The sequence below is a fragment of the Paenibacillus sp. A14 genome, from assembly GCF_036864815.1.
Lineage (GTDB): Bacteria > Bacillota > Bacilli > Paenibacillales > Paenibacillaceae > Fontibacillus > Fontibacillus sanfengchensis.
This window is the reverse complement of sequence record NZ_JBAGJD010000003.1, coordinates 173,144-189,153: the sequence shown is the minus strand read 5'-3', so window position 1 is coordinate 189,153 and position 16,010 is coordinate 173,144. Positions and strand designations below refer to the sequence as shown.

The 16,010-nt window shown below is 51.9% G+C and carries 12 protein-coding genes; 8 read left to right on the top strand and 4 right to left on the bottom strand.

Going from position 1 to position 16,010, the window contains the following annotated elements; translation table 11 throughout:
• The first annotated feature begins 26 nt into the window (after nucleotides 1-26).
• Nucleotides 27-1,019 (top strand): acrylyl-CoA reductase family protein, encoded by a 993-nt coding sequence (locus V4U88_RS08810; protein WP_416367195.1) that lies wholly within the window; start codon nucleotides 27-29, stop codon nucleotides 1,017-1,019.
• A 71-nt stretch (nucleotides 1,020-1,090) separates the two neighbouring features.
• Nucleotides 1,091-1,627 carry a hypothetical protein gene (locus tag V4U88_RS08805; protein ID WP_334072904.1) on the top strand — a complete coding sequence of 179 codons (537 nt, stop codon included), beginning with the start codon at nucleotides 1,091-1,093 and terminating at the stop codon, nucleotides 1,625-1,627.
• An 86-nt stretch (nucleotides 1,628-1,713) separates the two neighbouring features.
• Here V4U88_RS08805 and V4U88_RS08800 read toward each other — a convergent pair whose 3' ends face one another.
• Nucleotides 1,714-2,226, bottom strand: coding sequence for a MogA/MoaB family molybdenum cofactor biosynthesis protein (locus V4U88_RS08800; protein ID WP_334072903.1), 513 nt, complete (start codon nucleotides 2,224-2,226; stop codon nucleotides 1,714-1,716).
• Between the two features lie 171 nt (nucleotides 2,227-2,397).
• Between V4U88_RS08800 and V4U88_RS08795 the strand changes: the two genes are divergently transcribed.
• The 3 genes from V4U88_RS08795 (at nucleotide 2,398) to V4U88_RS08785 (ending at nucleotide 4,809) form a co-directional block, all read left to right on the top strand.
• Nucleotides 2,398-3,420 (top strand): CobW family GTP-binding protein, encoded by a 1,023-nt coding sequence (locus V4U88_RS08795; RefSeq protein ID WP_334072902.1) that lies wholly within the window; start codon nucleotides 2,398-2,400, stop codon nucleotides 3,418-3,420.
• A 94-nt stretch (nucleotides 3,421-3,514) separates the two neighbouring features.
• Nucleotides 3,515-3,853 carry a four-helix bundle copper-binding protein gene (locus tag V4U88_RS08790; protein ID WP_334072901.1) on the top strand — a complete coding sequence of 113 codons (339 nt, stop codon included), beginning with the start codon at nucleotides 3,515-3,517 and terminating at the stop codon, nucleotides 3,851-3,853.
• 68 nt (nucleotides 3,854-3,921) lie between these two features.
• Nucleotides 3,922-4,809, top strand: coding sequence for a protease complex subunit PrcB family protein (locus V4U88_RS08785; RefSeq protein ID WP_334072900.1), 888 nt, complete (start codon nucleotides 3,922-3,924; stop codon nucleotides 4,807-4,809).
• Nucleotides 4,810-4,919: 110 nt separating this feature from the next.
• Here the strand turns inward: V4U88_RS08785 and V4U88_RS08780 are convergent, their stop codons facing one another.
• Nucleotides 4,920-7,406, bottom strand: a complete 2,487-nt coding sequence (locus V4U88_RS08780) for a hypothetical protein (protein WP_334072899.1) — start codon at nucleotides 7,404-7,406, stop codon at nucleotides 4,920-4,922.
• A 300-nt stretch (nucleotides 7,407-7,706) separates the two neighbouring features.
• Between V4U88_RS08780 and V4U88_RS08775 the strand changes: the two genes are divergently transcribed.
• From V4U88_RS08775 to V4U88_RS08765, 3 genes are all read left to right on the top strand, one after another.
• Nucleotides 7,707-8,483 (top strand): AraC family transcriptional regulator, encoded by a 777-nt coding sequence (locus V4U88_RS08775; RefSeq protein ID WP_334072898.1) that lies wholly within the window; start codon nucleotides 7,707-7,709, stop codon nucleotides 8,481-8,483.
• A gap of 153 nt (nucleotides 8,484-8,636) precedes the next feature.
• Nucleotides 8,637-10,244 carry an ATP-binding protein gene (locus V4U88_RS08770; protein ID WP_334072897.1) on the top strand — a complete coding sequence of 536 codons (1,608 nt, stop codon included), beginning with the start codon at nucleotides 8,637-8,639 and terminating at the stop codon, nucleotides 10,242-10,244.
• Nucleotides 10,241-11,869: a thiamine pyrophosphate-binding protein gene (locus tag V4U88_RS08765; protein ID WP_334072896.1), complete on the top strand. Its 1,629-nt coding sequence runs from the start codon at nucleotides 10,241-10,243 to the stop codon at nucleotides 11,867-11,869. Before V4U88_RS08770 ends, V4U88_RS08765 begins: the two co-directional genes overlap by 4 nt.
• A 61-nt stretch (nucleotides 11,870-11,930) precedes the next feature.
• Here the strand turns inward: V4U88_RS08765 and V4U88_RS08760 are convergent, their stop codons facing one another.
• On the bottom strand, nucleotides 11,931-14,000 hold the full coding sequence (locus V4U88_RS08760) for an ABC transporter ATP-binding protein (RefSeq protein WP_334072895.1): 2,070 nt from the start codon (nucleotides 13,998-14,000) through the stop codon (nucleotides 11,931-11,933).
• 15 nt (nucleotides 14,001-14,015) lie between these two features.
• Nucleotides 14,016-15,761 carry an ABC transporter ATP-binding protein gene (locus V4U88_RS08755; RefSeq protein ID WP_334072894.1) on the bottom strand — a complete coding sequence of 582 codons (1,746 nt, stop codon included), beginning with the start codon at nucleotides 15,759-15,761 and terminating at the stop codon, nucleotides 14,016-14,018.
• Between the last annotated feature and the right edge of the window lie 249 nt (nucleotides 15,762-16,010).

Genomic DNA, 16,010 nt, shown 5'->3' with positions numbered 1-16,010 from the left:
CAGGTATGACTCGAGGAGGAAGCACCTTGGAGAAATTTCAAGCTTTTCGTGTGCATCAGGATGAACAAGGCTTTCGGTCGGGGGTGGAATGGATTACCCTGGAGGATCTTCCGGAAAGCGACGTCACGGTGGAAGTACATTACTCCAGCGTGAACTATAAAGACGGGCTGGCTTCGATTCTGGACGGAAAAATCGTCCGCAGGTACCCGTTTATCCCCGGCATCGATCTGGCCGGGGAGGTCAAGGAATCCCGGGACGAGCGGTTTCGCCCGGGAGACCTTGTGCTCTGCACGGGCTATGGGCTGGGGGTAAGCCATGAAGGCGGCTATGCCAAATATGCCCGAGTCCCCGGCGAATGGCTGGTACGGCTGCCGGAGAGATTGTCGCCGCTGGAGGCGATGGCCATCGGCACAGCAGGATTTACGGCGGCGCTGTCGATCGAGCGGCTGCTGGCGAATGGGCTTCGCCCGTCCGGCGGACCGGTGCTGGTCGCCGGGGCCACGGGCGGCGTCGGCAGCATGGCCGTGAGTATGCTGGCCAAACTCGGCTTTGAGGTGACCGCCGTCACGGGCAAAACGGACGTAGCCGGGAAGCTGCAATCTCTCGGTGCCGCCGAGGCGTTGAGTCGCGAGGAAGCGGCTTCCGGCGCCAAAGGTGCCCTCGGCAAGGAACGGTGGGCCGCCGTGGTTGACCCCGTAGGCGGGGAGGTCACCGGCGACCTGCTCAAAAGCGTGAAGTACGGCGGTTCCGCCGCCTTGTCCGGGATGGCTGCGGGCGGGAGTTTCGACGCCACTGTTTATCCGTTTATTTTGCGGGGAGTGAACCTGCTGGGGATCGACTCCGTCTTTTGTCCGATGGATCTCAGACAAGAGCTTTGGAGTAAGCTGGCGGGCGAGTGGAAGCCGGAGTCGGCCTTTAAGGACTGGGTTACGGTATCCCCGCTTGACGGCCTTCCGGGGGCTTTGACCACCATACTGGGCGGCAAGGCCATCGGGCGCCAGGTGATCAAGCTGGTATAATCCGCCCAAGGCCGAGCCATTCTAACACCATCTATAGCAACCGATCCATGGAAAAAGGAGAAGGAATAGCGATGAGATGGTGTGCTTTGGGCTTGAGTGTGTTGACGGCCTTCGCCTTCACCGCCGGATGCAGTGAGAGTCATCAGCGGATGGTGCGTGAAGAGGTGGATAAGTACAATATGAAATCCTACAATGAAGGGAACGCCCGGCAGTTGAACCGGGGAGCGACACTGAATGTGCCCCTTCTAAAAGCGCTGAAAAACGAGTGCTCCGCACGCGGCATTCGATTGACCCATGAGACCTACGCGGAAGGGCTGAACGGAAATATTACGTACAGCTATTTTATCAACGGCGATGCCCGTCATTTTATCTTGGTCCATGTGTATCCCAGCCAGAGTGAGCGGGTAAAGGAAATCAAGGAAATGTACGGAGCCAGAAACGGCTCGGTCGAAATCGCGGCGGCGGAGAAAACCTCGGTGGTGGCCCAAAAAGGCAAGGCCGCGCTCATTTATACCTCCAGCGGAAACAGGATGAACCTGTACCAAGGAGATCTTGAAGAAGTGTTTGACAATGTTTTGGCCCGCATGAATGTGCAGGAACCGTCATAGGAAAGCCCCTTCGCCGGGTGATGAAGCTTGATTCCAAGCTTGGTCCCTGCTGAAGGGGCTTTTTGATGAGGCCTCCTGTGGAAAAATTACTTATAAATTTCCCGCATGACATGACGCAGTTCGGGCAGAATGATTTTCTCCATCGCGAGTTGGACCGCTCCCTGGGAACCGGGCATGGAGAACACGGCCATATTCCCGATCGTGCCGGCAATGGCGCGGCTCAGAATCGCTGCCGGACCGATATCTTCGGTGTAACTGAGAAAGCGGAAAATTTCGCCGAAGCCGGGTAGCTCTTTGTTGAGCAGGCTGCGGACCGCTTCATAAGTCGTATCGCGGGGAGCGATCCCCGTTCCCCCGCTGAGCAGAACCGCCTCAACTCCCCGGCTGGATACCGCTTCGCGCAGAAGCTGGCGGATCCCGTCATAGTCATCTTTGACGATCGCATATTTGACGACGTTATAGCCTGCTTCCTTCAGCAGCCGCATCATCAATTGACCGCTTGAATCGGTTTCTTCCGTGCGGGTATCCGACACGGTGATCACCATGCAGGCTACCTTTTTTGGGGCTTCATTACGGTGTTCGTCTACGGATCTGATCATCGCTCGTAATCCTTTCTGTTTCGGGATTTATCTATACTATACTTTACCACAAATCCTTCCATTCCTTCATTGTTGCCCAAGCCGTTTGTTTCGGTACAAAGTTGCGCGATCGTTCCGGTTGGTGTAAACTCGCTTTCATGGAAAAAGAGCGAAAGATGGAGGAAACTTGAGATGGAGAAACGGAGTAAAGCTACACCTATATATATGCTGTCCGGTTTTTTGGGCAGCGGAAAAACAACGCTGCTGCAGCGTCTTTTGGCCTTTTGGAAGGAACAAGGCCTGCGTCCGGCCGTGGTCATGAACGAGTTGGGAGAAGTGAATCTGGACGGGATGATGGTCGGTGAAGAAGTACCGATGACCGAGATGCTGGGCGGTTGTATTTGCTGCTCGATCCGCTCGGATCTCAGTACCCAGCTGTACGAGCTGATCAAGCAGGAACAACCGGATCTGGTCGTGATCGAAGCGACCGGGGCCGCCAATCCTTTGGAAATGTTCGACGCTGTGACGGAGTCGTCCCTCTACTTGGAGCTGGATATCCGCCCGATGATCACGGTCGTGGATGCGGCTCATTTGGCGGAACTGTATGCGAAGCAGCAGGGAAAAACGTATCGTTTGATGCTGGAGCAAATACGCTGCGGCTCCGACCTCATTCTGAACAAAATCGATCGGATTGGCCAGGAGCAACAGCGGGAAATGCGGGACCTGTTGGAGAGGTTGAATCCTTACGCCAGAATCATACCGGCCGTCCGCTGCGAGGTGGACCCGGTTTACCTGCTGCATGACGGGGAGCGGGCTGAGGAAGGACATCCGGCAATGGATTTATCCGGACGGAGACACGATTCGCTCCACTTCAGCGATGGGCATACTCATGATTCTGCCGACGAAACACATCCGCATCACCACTCGCATGAACATGTGACGGTTTATACGCATTATTTTACCGGACCGGTAGACAGCGTCGAGTTTGAGCGTTTTATCACCGAATTGCCCCGTGAAATTTACCGCGGAAAAGGGATACTGTCTTTCTCCGACACCGCCAGCCGATTTTTGTTTCAATATGCCTACAGGGAAGCCGACTATCTTAAAATAACGCCGCAAGGACAGGTACCCGATGTGGTGGTATTCATCGGGGAGCATTTCGACAAAACGAAGCTGGCCGAAAAATTGTCAGCTCTAGAGGGACGAACCGCTTAAAGCTGACTTTGCTGTTTCATCAAGCCGGGTTCATGGTAATACATCGAAGAGCATGTTTACAATTGCAAACTCTGGATAGGGAGGTATTGAAACGATGATCCAGGAAAAATACCGGGAGTGCATCGAAGCTTGTATATCCTGTATGAACGCTTGTAATTATTGCTATGTTTCCAGCTTGAAGGAGTATGAACTGGCCATGCTGCGAGATTGCATCCGGCTCGACCGGGAATGCGCGGAAATTTGTGCCTTTACTGCCGAGGCGTTATCCAGAAGCACCCTATTCGCCAAAGAAATCTGCGAGTTGTGCGCTAAAGCGTGCGAAACTTGCGCCGAGGAATGCTCGAAGCATGGGCACCAGCATTGTAAGGACTGCGCGGCAGCCTGCCGCCGTTGTGCGGAAATTTGCCGCAAGATGAGCGCTTCGGCTGCCTGATGTCTTTTTCGAACGCAAAAAAAGCTGCAACCTTTAGTGTGGTATCTGCGTCTAGGGGGGCAGAGGTGATGAGAATGAAAAATAAAAAATTCAAGGCGGCTGCTGCTTTGCTCATGTCCGGCTCCATGCTGCTCGCGTCTTCGGCTTCGGCCTTCAGCGACGTGGAGGGACAGGACGCCAAAATTACCGAGTCGCTGCAGAAAAAAGGAATTATCCAAGGGATTACGGCGGAGAAATTCGCTCCACGCAGCAAGTTGACGGGCGCACAGGGCGTTTATATGGCCGTTCACGCGCTGGGACTTACGCCCAAAGACAACGGCGGGAAAAAGGGGAAAGGGAAGGCACCTTGGTACACAACCGCGCAAAAGATTGCCGAAGACCACGGCATCAAGCTGCCCGATGACTTTAAGTGGACCGGAGAAATCACGAAGGAGCAGTTTGCTTACATTTTGGATCAAGCGATCTCCGCAACCGGGAATTATCCGATGATCAAGATGTATATCGATGTGGCCGATGCGGACCAAGGGAACGCGCTCTATTCCGGGAGCATACAAAGACTCTTGCTGATGAAAATTACCGAGCTGGACAAGGACCGGAATTTCCAGCCGAAAGCGTCGATGATGCGGATCGAAGCAGCCCGCATGGTTTATAAAGCGGCCGAATTCGTAGAGGCCCATAAGGACGATACGCAGCAGGTGAATGACAACGTATCGTTCAAGCTTCAAAAAGTGAACGACGAGGTGAACAAAGTCGAATTGACCCGTCATGATCAGCCGAATCCGGGCTACGGCATCCGGGTAGCCAAGATAGAGTTTACGGAGCAGAAGAAGGCGGTCGTCCACTACGAGCTGACTTCTCCTAAACCGGACAGCGCCTATGCCCAAGTCATCACGGATTCGAAAACCGAGACATATGTTCCAAGCAGTTACACCGTTGAAATTGCCCCGTTGAAATAAACGCGCCGAAAAAGAGGGTGTCCCCAAAGTAAACGTTGGAACACCCTCACCAGCAAAATTCGTAAAAAACCAAGGAGCTAAGCGGTCGGTTCTCGCCTAGCTCCTTCAAATTATCTGCCCATCGGTGTAAAGCTATTTTTCAGCGAAATACTTGAGAACTTCGCGTAATTCAGTTGTTCGATCTTATTGGCAACATCATTGCTGTCGACGGAAAATCCGACAAATACCGAACCTTCCATGGCAATATTTCTCTCGCCGATCCGCGACCATTCCTTTCCATCGGTTGAACCATACGCAAAGAACTTATCTCCCTGACGGCCCAGTTTAAGCCAATACCCTTGCGGAACCCCGTTCAACTTGAACGGTACATCCGGAAGCAGTTGAATCCCGGCTTTTTCGGCGGCGGATACGCTGTCTAAGGTTTCCGTCAATTCATCAAATGCTCCGCCCTTATCGTTTCTTCCGGCCAGATAAGATGACCAGCTGGTTTCTTTGGACAACTTCACCCAGGAGAGACCCAGGGCCGCGGCGGCACTGTCTTCTTTCAAGTCGTCCCGGATCATCAGCCCGGTAAAGGCATGATTGTCGACGGCTCCCATCTCCTCAAGTTTTGCGGTAAATTCGAAGTCACCGTCCACTTCCTTATATACGAAATGAAAATCGTCTTTGGCGGCAGAATACAGGTCGGATCCTTTCACGCTGCTTTCGCTCTTTCCAAGCTTTCCGTTACCTTTAACGGTGATCGCATCGCCATTCATGCTTTCGGAACCCTTAATGTCCGGGTCGCCGATATCCGCGGATGTCCAACTCGCCTTAGCCAAGGTAGCGGGGGAGTTATTGACATGGATGTTGGCGGCGGAAGTTTGCGTCTCATTTCCTTCCGTATCCGTCACTCTTGCTGAGATATAGTACGAAGCTTCCTTTAATCCCTTGATCTTATACGTATAATGGCTTCCTATTTTGACGGCGTCCCCAAGATATTCGGATCCGTTAAAAACAGCCACTTTCTTGATTTTGTGTCCGAATTTGGAGGATGCTTTGATCTTGACTTCGATTTCTTTCCCTGAAACAAATAGGTCATTATTATTAGGGGCCATCAGCAGGGCTTCAGGGTTTTCGGCGGCATGGTTCATATCGACAAGACCGTTAATATATAGCTCTAACCAGGTATAACCGCTGTCTGTCACCGTCTTATATGCGTCTTTGATATCCCAGATCTTATTTTCCTTTTCCCATTTGTCGCCGATACCGTTCAGATTCGTGTCGAATTGATCGTCACGCCGTTCCTCTACGGCCCCAAAATCGGAGATATAGCCGCCGACCTCATGTTCCGTGTTGATATATCTGCCCAAGCCTTGTTCCACTTCCGCCACAATTCTTGCATCGATCGCGTCGCGACGGGGATAGGTGGCGCCCGCTTGTTGCAGAATGCTTCTCATCAGGGGTTCATTGGCCTGTTTTATGCCGGTCTTCACGTAATCGTCGAATGCTTTATTGGTGATGCCGTGATTAACCCCCCGGCTGTCCGCCGATAGGTACGGCTTGGACGCAAAGGTGGTGATATGTTCGCCGCTGTCGGCACCGGAAAATTTTACGTACTCCGAAGACCCATCCAGCAATCCCGTAAGTTTGCCGTTAATTCGGTTCCCGTCGATGTAAAACCCCCCGACCTTCGTGGATTCTCCGGCATCAAGCACCCGGTTCAGCACGTTATCCCTTGTTCCAGGACCGGCCATTTCGATATTGTTCATAAAATTCGTAAACGTGAAGCCCCCGCCGTAAGTGCCGTTAAAACCCCAGTTATAAATGACGTTGTTGGAGAACTGAACCACCGCCACATGATCGGCATCCGCGGAACCGGCATAGCCGCCGCCGAGTCTGGGATTTCGGGAAGTATGGTTCGCGTACAAATTGTGATGGAACGTCGTTTTATCACCGCCGGCAATGCCGCCATACCCATGTCTCCCTTTGGAGTGCCCGGAAAGCGTCAGGCTTTCCGAAATGATGGACCATTGGACCGTTCCGTTCTCGCCTCTGTATAAGGACAAGGTTTCATCCGTATTCCAACTGAAGGAACAATGGTCGATGATAAAAGTGTCGTTGTCTCTTCCCCAAAGCGCATCCATCGAATCGCTGCCGTTGTAAACATGGGTAGCGCCCGGACGGAAGGCGAGATACCTGAGGATGATATTTTCCGAATTGCTGATGTTGGTATCCCAGCCGGCGATGGTGATTCCGTTACCCGGCGCGGTTTGCCCTGCGATGGTCAGGTTTTTAATATCTTTAAATCCCAGGGTGCTTTTCAGTTCGATCGTTCCGGAAACATGAAAAACGATAGTACGCCCTTCTTTAGGCGCAGATGAAACCCCATACCGCAGCGATCCTTCAATAGGTTTGTCCTTTTCGCCGTAATCCTCGAGCGTCTTTACAATGTAAACATCGCCGCCCCGGCCTCCGCTGGCATAGGCACCGCCGCCTTCAGCACCCGGAAAAGCAACGATAGGGGTACCTCCGGATGGTTTCTTTTCCGGATTCGCCTGTCCTGCGGCCTCGAGAGGCGGGTTCCCCAAAGTTGAAAACGCTATCGAAAAACTCAATAAAACGGCTGCCGCCTTCATGAACCTTTTACCTTTCCATTTCATGTTTGACGTATAACAAAGATACACCCGAAGCGATTGACGAGGATCCTGTTATACTTCCTCCTTTCAGTGGAATGTTGTTGGTACTCGGCTATACTTTAAAACTTTTAGGACTTTATTACCTGCCAAAAACAATTCTTTTTTGTGCCAATTATTGCTCTTAGTCCTTGTGTTACAGTGAGCAAATCCATAATATGTTCTTAATAGTGCAGAACTTCGCCGCTTGGTGTTAGGCATTATGCCGATAGGGAGGAAGCTATGAAAATAAAATTTCAGCATCGCGACCAGGCGTTTCATTCCTTTATTTCCACCAATAACACCTATCCTCTTCATCTCCATAAGAATGTAGAAATCGCGATGGCCTTGACAGGCAAAATTCATATCGATATCAATGGCAAAGAATATGTTTTATCCGAAGGAGACGTAGCGATCATTTTCCCCAACCAGCCTCATAGCTACAAAACCATAGAGAAGAACCAAATCTTATTGATCTTTTTTGATGCCACATTTCCCGGAGATTTTACGGGGGACTTGCTTCACCATATCCCGGACCATTCCGTAGTCGCCAATCATCAGGTGCTGCCTGATCTTATGACAACGTTGTATAAACTATATAAAGAACAGTGCGATCAGCGCTTGCTCAAGGCTTACACCTCGGTAATATTAGGACATGCTTTGCCATTATTGTTCATGAGAAAAATAGATTACAAGAAAGACATGGAGCTCATCCCCAAAATTCTGACTTATATCGATATGCATTTTTTAGAACCCATAAGCCTGAATATGCTGTCCATCGAGCTCGGTGTCAGCAAGTTCATGATTTCCCGAATCTTCTCCGAACAGTTCCGCATCTCATTTCGCGATTACATCAACGGCCAACGGGCTGCCTTTGCACATATGCTGCTGTTATCCACTACCAATCCGGTCACCGATATCGCGTTCGATTCCGGCTTCAACAGCCTGCGCTCATTCTATCGCGTTTTTAAAAAGGAATACGGGGTAACCCCCAATGAATTCCGTCGTAAGGAGTTCTAAAAAGTAATTTTCGGAATTGAAGAAAATGGTGGACTCGCAACTTATTTGTAGGATCAAGTCGAAATGAAGAAGGGGTTCGGGCAGGAAGCGGAGAACTATTTACTGTAGCTGCTGGGAATATAGTACAATTCGTAATTCTGGGGGGACGATCATATGGAAAACTTCTTCCTTGCGGAAATTCATCGGCGTTGTTTGGCAAACGGAATGGAACCAACTGATATCCCTTCTCCCTTAACGACCGTGACTGAAGATCATCTACAGAAGCAAAAAAGGCTTTATGCCGATATTTTAGAGGTGACGAAGGTTTTTGGAGAGAACACCATTAAGTTGCTCAATGGTCAAATGGTGTTATTTCTTGTCACAGATGATGAAGGTGTGGTGATTGATTCCTTCGGTGATCGGATCATGAAAGAAAATCTATCGCAGCTAAACATTAAAGAAGGGAGTTTGATGCTCGAGCGGGAAGTAGGCATTTGTGCAACGCTGATCGCACTGGACAAGAAGGTTCCTTTTCAAACCGTGGGCACGGATCATTTCCATCTGGTATTGCACGATTCCGCCTGCCAAAGCGTTCCTTTTTCATTTCCAAGCGATCATGGGGTGTTGGAAGGAACCATATCTCTAATGACGAGCGTAGCCGATTTCAGCAATTATCAGCTTGCTATGTTGGTCAATATGGTGGAATCGATGAGGCGGGAGCTTATCCTCAGAAAAACGAACCAGCGCCAATTAAATTTGCACCATCTCATGGTAAATAACCTGGATACCGGTATTCTCTTGGCCGATCAATGCGGCGTGATTGTAGATGTTAACCATATCGCGCAATCCATGATTCCGGACTTGGTTGCGGTAGGACAGTCCGCTCTTCCTATCGCGGAGCTTGGACCGCATATCGCGGAAACTATTGCGAAGGGACGGCGGCAGCGGGGCATCGAGGTCCACTATAATGTCAAAGGGATCCATACCGTATGTCTTGTTGACATTATACCTATTTTTGAAAATGGCATGATTCAAGGAGCTTATGCTCAGCTTCGTGATATCACCGAGCGCTATTTACTGGAGCAGCAGGTGATTGTCAGCGAGAAACTTTCTGCTATCGGGAAGTTGGCAGCCGGTTTGGCGCACGAAATACGCAACCCGCTTACCGTAATTATGGGCTTTGTGCAAATGATTCGGTCACAACAACTTGATCCCTTAACCACGAAGTATATGGGATTTGTTCATGAAGAATTGGAGCGCGTCAAGAACCTGGTTTCCGACTTTGTCACGATGTCCAAACCTTCTGTTCCGATCGTGAAGCCGATTAAAATCAATGAGTTTCTTGATAATGTGCTTCGTGTGATGGAAGGACAGGCTGCGCTGCATGATATTCGGTATGTCCGGGATTATCAAACCACCGGCGAGGATATTTTATTTGCGGATGCCGCGCAGATCAAACAGGTCTTGATCAATATTTTGCAAAACGCCGTCGAAGCTTCGCAGCCCAATGAGGTCGTAACCTTAAAAACGCGGAAAAACAGTAACCATTTAATCATAACGATTTCAGACAATGGCAGCGGGATTAGTCCAGAGAACCTAACGAAAATACAAAATCCTTTTTTTACCACGAAGGAGAGCGGAACGGGGTTGGGCCTGTCGGTTTCCTATCGAATTATCAATAACCATAACGGAGAAATTACCATCGATTCTATATTGGGTAAAGGGACGGATTTCAATATTCAATTACCTTTGACAAGTATATTAGAGGAGTGTTCGTTGTGAAAAACGTTGTACAGCTCTTAGTTGAGACCTTAGTCAATCTTGGCATAAAACACGCTTTTGGAATTCCGGGTAAATCGATAGCTCCTTTAGTATTGGAATTCGGGAACCAGGATATCGAATTTATTTTGGGAAGGCATGAGAGCGGGGCAGGATTTAGTGCCGGAGGCTATGCATTCACGAACCATAATTTAGGCGTGGTCGTCGCAACTTCCGGTCCGGGAGGCACCAATCTGGTCACTGCCGCAGCGCACGCAAAAATGAACTGTTTACCCGTGCTCTTTATAACAGGTCATCAATCGGCAGCCGAATTAGGGATTCCGCAATGCCAAGATTCCTCGCAATATGGCATCGATTTGGCGGAAATCATGAAGCCGGTCACTTTGTTCAGTACGATGGTTACGCGTAGCGATACTTTTCCCGCCATCCTTACCTATGCTTTGCGCGAGGCGATGACCGGCAGAAAAGGCCCGGTTCACCTCTGCATTCCTTTTGATGTTATGATCGCCCCCGTCAGCGACGCATTGGTTCAGTTACCATCCGGGAATGTGAGTTACATAGCCACCAATCTGGAGGAGATGATTCTTCAGCTTCGAAATGCCCGTAAACCGGTAATTCTTGCAGGTAAGGGTGTAGTGCTTTCCGGTGCGCAGAAGGAATTGGCGGCATTTGCCGAGACTTTTCATATCCCCATTGTCACGACTCCCGGAGGAAAGGGGAGTGTTTATACCTCGCACCCCCTTTATTACGGGCCCTTTGGTTTAGGCGGACATCAAAAGGCTAAGGACCTGTTGGAATCTGGCGTCGACTTGCTTTTGGTGATGGGGTCGCGTCTTAGCGATACAGCTTTAGCAGGCTTGGGCCGTTCCCATTATCCCGGAAAAATCATCCAATTCGATATTGCTCATGAGTTTATGGGGGGAATCATAAAATCGGAATACCTTCATGTTTTCGGAGATTTACGAACAAATCTGGAGAAGATTTTACGTTTATATCCTAAAGAACCCGCCAATTTACATACAGCGAAGCCCTATCATGACCCGTTGCCTGTGTTGCAAAATCTCTCCGTTGCCGAAGTCTGCCAAGCGGTTGGTGATATGATCCCCGAAAACACGACGGTTTTCGCCGATGACGGCGCCCACGGTTATCATGCCGTCCGTTGGCTGGATTTAAAGCCCGGCGTGAAATTTTTCTTCGATTCCTATTTTGCTTCCATGGCCAATGCCATCGGAATGGCGATTGGGGCGAAATTCGCCGATCAAGACCAAAACGTCATCTGTCTGACGGGGGATGGCTGTCTATTTATGTTGGGATCCGAAATAAACACCTGTGTGGCTGAGCAGTTGCCGGTCATTTTTATTGTCATCAATAACGGACAACTGGATATGGCATTGAAAGGGATGAGGCAGTTTACCGGTCGAACGGATGGCACTATTTTCAAACAGCCTCTTGATGTTGCCGCATATGCCGCTTCGATGGGGGCGGACAGTGCATCTTGTTCGACTCGGGGCGAATTTATACAGGTGTTTAAACGGGCATTGGGTTCCAACAAGCCTTTCGTGATCGAAGTCATCGTGGATAAAGAAGAAATTCCTTCCTCGTTGGCACGTGAAATGAAGCTGGACTAATGAAAAAGAGGGTCGTCCCCCGGTCATCTATGATGACTTTAGGAACACCCTCTTTTTTTCGTTAAATGCGGCCTGTAGCCGGTTCCGTTATATGTCCGGGCATTGCGCCGAGCGCCGGGGCATCGCCCCCCGCTTGCAGCCGGTACATTTGATAATACCGGCCGCCGAGCGCCAGCAATTCCTCGTGCGTCCCGCGCTCCACGATTTCGCCCCGATGCAGCACGAGGATGAGATCCGCGCTGCGGATCGTGGACAGCCGGTGGGCGATAATGAAGGTGGTCCGCCCCCGCTTGAGCACCTCGAGCGCCGACTGGATCAGCGCCTCGGTCTCCGTGTCGATGTTGGCGGTCGCCTCATCGAGGATCAGAATTGCCGGATCGAAAGCAAGCGCCCGGGCGAAGGAGACCAGTTGGCGTTCCCCTGCGGACAAGGTGCTGCCTTTCTCCACCACGGGTTCATCCAGCCCCTTGGGCAAATGCCCGAGGATCCGGTCGGCCCCGACATCCCTCAGCGCTTTTTCGATCGTCTCCCGGGAAATTCGTTCATCGCCCAGGCTGACATTGGAAGCGATCGTTCCGGTAAACAGGTACGGGTCCTGCAGGACGATCCCCATGTGCTGCCGGATCCACTGTTTAGGGAGATCCTTGACAGGTCTGCCGTCGATCGTGATCGTTCCTTTTTGCGGGTCATAAAACCGGAACAGCAGGTTGATGATCGAGCTTTTCCCCGATCCGGTATGGCCCACAAGCGCTACGGTTTGGCCTTGCTTCGCCTCGAAGGAGATGTTCTTCAGCACATCATCCTTCTTGTAGGCGAAGGAGACATTTTTAAACTCGACGTTCCCTTGATAACGCGGCATGGAACCGTCGGTAACGGATTCGCCCGGTTCATCCATCAGGGCGAATACGCGGCCGGCGGATACCATCGACGAATCGAGGGCCGCCAATTGGTTCACCATCCCGGTAATCGGCTGGAACAGCCGTCCCAACACATCGACGAAAGCGTACAGGACGCCCAGCGAGATTATGCTTGAACCCGTAATCTGCGCCGATCCGAAATACCAGAGAACAAGGGCGAAAGCCAGATTGCGGATGACATTGACCAGGTTATGCGAGGTAAAAGCGTTCAAATTCAGCATTTTGTTCTGATAGGTCATGTAATCGTCGTTCAACTTCTCGAACTCCGCCTTGGTCTGGGATTGCCGGCGAAAAATCCGGATGATCGACATCCCTTGAATCGACTCGTTGATAATCGCGTTGATTTCGCTGAGCCGGGAACGAATAATCGTGTTGTACTTCGTGGCGAACTTCCGGTAAAGCACGACCCATGCCCAGATAATCGGCACGACAAACAAACAGATTATGCCGAGCCGGACGTCGAGCAGGAAGAGGGCCACATAGACCCCGAGCATGTTGATCACGCCCGAGAAGAAGTTGGACAGCACCGCGATGAATAAATCTTTTACGGCCTCCGTGTCGTTGGTAACGCGGGAGACGACCTTCCCGGCGGGCAGATTGTCGAAGTAGTTCACCGGGAGCCGCGAGATGTGCGCGTAGACGTCGATCCGTAGCTTCTGGATCACTTTGTTCGCCGAGGATTGCAGCCAGTAGGTCTTTCCGAATTCCATCACGATGGAGATCGCCAGGAACACGAAGTACCAGCCGACCAGTGTCAAAATGCCCGGGATTTCGGGGCGGTAAAACGCGAACACTTCCGCAGCGTTCAGCTTCCGGGCCGGATATTCGGTGACCTGACCCGACTTCGACAAGACCAGCGTGCCGTCCCGGTAGCTTCGGTCGCCGGACACGTCGTTCAACTCCGCTTCCACGAAGACGAAGGAGGTCCCTACCTGAAGAATTCGGATTTCGGGTCCGTGCGCCTCTCCTTCAGCGAACCTGTCGCCGCGTTTGAAATATCGTCCGTCATAGTTGACGGTGGATTCCCCGGCAGCGGCGGTTTCGTAGAAAGGTTTCTCGATGGCCAGCATATGATCGTCGATCATCGACCGGGCGATAAACGGCCCGGCCAGTTCGGCGGCCACGCCGATGGCCAGCATGACCAGGGCCAGAATAAAGGTGTTTTTCGCCGTCAGGGCGTATTTGAGCAGTGATTTTCCCGTTTGTGATTGCATCCCAAGGACACCTCCTTAGTCTGTCAGATTGGATTCAACCTGTTGGCGTTCGTATTGTTCACGGTACCAGCCGCCGAGCTGCAGCAGCGTTTCATGGGTACCTTCTTCGATAATGCGCCCTTTCTCCAGAACGACGATCCAGTCGGCATGTTCGATCGCCGACAAGCGGTGCGTGGAGATGAGCGTCGTTTTGCCGGAACGCTTGCTCCGGATATTCTCGATAATGCGCGCTTCCGTCCGGGCGTCGACCGCGGACAAGGCGTCATCGAGAATCAGGATGTCGGGATCGGCGATAAAGGCGCGAGCCAGCGATACGCGCTGCTTCTGGCCGCCCGAGAGGGCGACGCCTTTTTCGCCGACCAGCGTATCCAGACCGTCGGACAACGTACCGAGGTCCTGATCGAAGGCGGCGGTCCGGATCGCCTCCATGATGACCTCATCCGGCGCGTCGGGACGGCCGAACTGGATATTCTGCCGGACCGTTTTGGAGAAGAGTACCTGCTCCTGCGGAACGTAGCCGATCCAGCTGTGCAGCCGGTCCAGCGAGATCCGGTCGATCGGCGCGCCGGAGATGGTGAGCTCTCCGGTGCCCAGAGGGTACTCGTGGAGCAACTGCTTAAGCAGCGTCGATTTGCCGCTTCCGGTCCGGCCGACGACGCCGAGCGTGGCTCCCCGGGGAATGCTCAGATGAATGTTCTCCAGATTGTTCACGGTCGAAGTCGGATAACGGAACGTGAAATCTGTAAACTCGATCGCGTCGGGCTGCCGGATATCGGCAGGCTCCGCCGGGTCCGCCACGTCGGGGCGGACGTTCAGCGTTTCGTTTACCCGATCCAGCGAGGCGCCACCCCGCTGCATAATGTTGATGAGCTCGCCGATCGCGAACATCGGCCAAATCATCATCCCCAGGTACATGTTAAAGGATACGAGATCGCCCAGGGTCAATTCATTGTGAAACACGAGATAAATCCCGTAGGTCAGGCCGATCGCATAGCTGAGCCCGACGCAGAGGCGGATCGTCGGTTCGAAATAGGCGTCGACCTTGGCAACCGCCAGATTTTTCCGGTACACATCGTTCGTAATGGCTTCGAACCGCTTTTCGTCGTTGCGTTCCTGGACGTAGGCGCGGATGACCCGAACGCCGGCAACCGATTCCAGCACCTGGTCGTTCATATCGCCGAAGGCGTCCTGCGCCTCGGTGTAACGTTCGTGGATAATCTTCCCGTAAATTTTCATCGCCAAGGCGATGAAAGGGAGCGGGATGACCGCGGCCAGGGTCAGCTTCCAACTGATCAGGGTGCTCATGGCGACGAAGATGACCGTCAGATAGGCCGTGGAATCCGTCAGCGTCAGCATGCCGAAGCCCACGGTACCCGCCACGGAGCGAAGATCGTTCGTGGCCCGCGCCATCAGGTCGCCGGTACGGTTGCGTTCGAAGAAGGGCGGGGTCATGCCGAGCAAATGGTTCATAAACCGGGTGCGCAGCAAGCGTTCCACCAGATTCGAGCCGCCGAACAGCGAATGCATCCATATGTACGTGATAAAGTAGATCAGGGCCAGGATAGCGATAATCAGCGCAATATAGGTGGTCAGCGACCCCCAGGTGATCGTGCCGGCTACGATGCTGTCGATCGCGTTGCCGATCAGCCTCGGCGGAGCAAGCTCCACGATGCCGACCAAAATAAGCAAGACAAGACCGATGGTGTACCGCTTCTTTTCCCGGCTAAAAAACCAGCCGAGATTTTTCAGAACAGAAAACATGCGAAGGTTTCCTCCTTTTTCTCTTGACTTCGAGTGGACTGGATCGACTGTGCAGGATCGGTACGGACCGTTTTTCGGCCCCGTGAAAACAGCAAAAAAGGCATAGCGTCCGTGAACGTATGCCTTAAGTTTGTTTACCTATGTCGCGTACGCTACTTGACTTTCGCAAGTAACCGCCGCAAAATCGTGAAAGCTGCTTCCAATCGCGTCAAACGGCGCGAAGGGGATCAACAAAAAACTCGCTTGAAA

Excerpts from the sequence above, each read along its gene's own strand:
- V4U88_RS08805 (WP_334072904.1), top strand. The coding sequence starts at position 1,091 with ATGAGATGGTGTGCTTTGGGCTTGAGTGTGTTGACGGCCTTCGCCTTC.
- V4U88_RS08800 (WP_334072903.1), bottom strand. The coding sequence starts at position 2,226 with ATGATCAGATCCGTAGACGAACACCGTAATGAAGCCCCAAAAAAGGTA.
- V4U88_RS08795 (WP_334072902.1), top strand. The coding sequence starts at position 2,398 with ATGGAGAAACGGAGTAAAGCTACACCTATATATATGCTGTCCGGTTTT.
- V4U88_RS08790 (WP_334072901.1), top strand. The coding sequence starts at position 3,515 with ATGATCCAGGAAAAATACCGGGAGTGCATCGAAGCTTGTATATCCTGT.
- V4U88_RS08785 (WP_334072900.1), top strand. The coding sequence starts at position 3,922 with ATGAGAATGAAAAATAAAAAATTCAAGGCGGCTGCTGCTTTGCTCATG.
- V4U88_RS08775 (WP_334072898.1), top strand. The coding sequence starts at position 7,707 with ATGAAAATAAAATTTCAGCATCGCGACCAGGCGTTTCATTCCTTTATT.
- V4U88_RS08770 (WP_334072897.1), top strand. The coding sequence starts at position 8,637 with ATGGAAAACTTCTTCCTTGCGGAAATTCATCGGCGTTGTTTGGCAAAC.
- V4U88_RS08760 (WP_334072895.1), bottom strand. The coding sequence starts at position 14,000 with ATGCAATCACAAACGGGAAAATCACTGCTCAAATACGCCCTGACGGCG.
- V4U88_RS08755 (WP_334072894.1), bottom strand. The coding sequence starts at position 15,761 with ATGTTTTCTGTTCTGAAAAATCTCGGCTGGTTTTTTAGCCGGGAAAAG.